The sequence below is a fragment of the Gordonia sp. OPL2 genome, from assembly GCF_003797825.1.
In the GTDB taxonomy this organism is placed as follows: domain Bacteria; phylum Actinomycetota; class Actinomycetes; order Mycobacteriales; family Mycobacteriaceae; genus Gordonia.
Genome location: NZ_RKME01000101.1, coordinates 1 through 423, shown reverse-complemented (window position 1 = coordinate 423; position 423 = coordinate 1). Strand labels below are relative to the sequence as shown.

The 423-nt window shown below is 67.8% G+C and carries 1 protein-coding gene; it reads right to left on the bottom strand.

What is annotated here, in order from left to right; genetic code table 11:
- Window positions 1–407: glycoside hydrolase family 19 protein (locus tag EEB19_RS26485; protein ID WP_316245490.1), on the bottom strand; the 407-nt coding region annotated here is incomplete at its 3' end.
- Window positions 408–423: the final 16 nt, after the last annotated feature.

Below are 423 nucleotides of genomic sequence, written 5' to 3'. Positions count from 1 at the left end.
CCCGAGAACAGCGTGTATCCCGGCTCGCCCGGTTGCGACATGTCGCGTCCCGTTGTGGGCTGGGCAGGCGCCCCCACTTCGCCACGCTCCAGGCGCGCCATCACATCGGGGGTCAGCTTCTGCTGCCACACGTCAAAACGCTGCTGGCGGGCTTCGATGCCGTTGAGCGCGCCATTCAGGGCACGCGTCGCTTCGCGCACGTCCTCGCGCGCCGCTTCCGGCACCCGCGTCTGCCACTGCCACACGGCAATACGGCCTGCGTGCTCGGGTTGCGCGGCCAGCTCCGGCTGATTCACCAGGTCCAGGTCCAGCGCCTTGCCGGCACGCTCGTAATTCTCCTTGCCGACCAGCGGCAGATAGCCACGGCCGTGATACTTCAGTGCATCACCGGGCGCGTCATTGCCCATGCGCCCGCCATACATC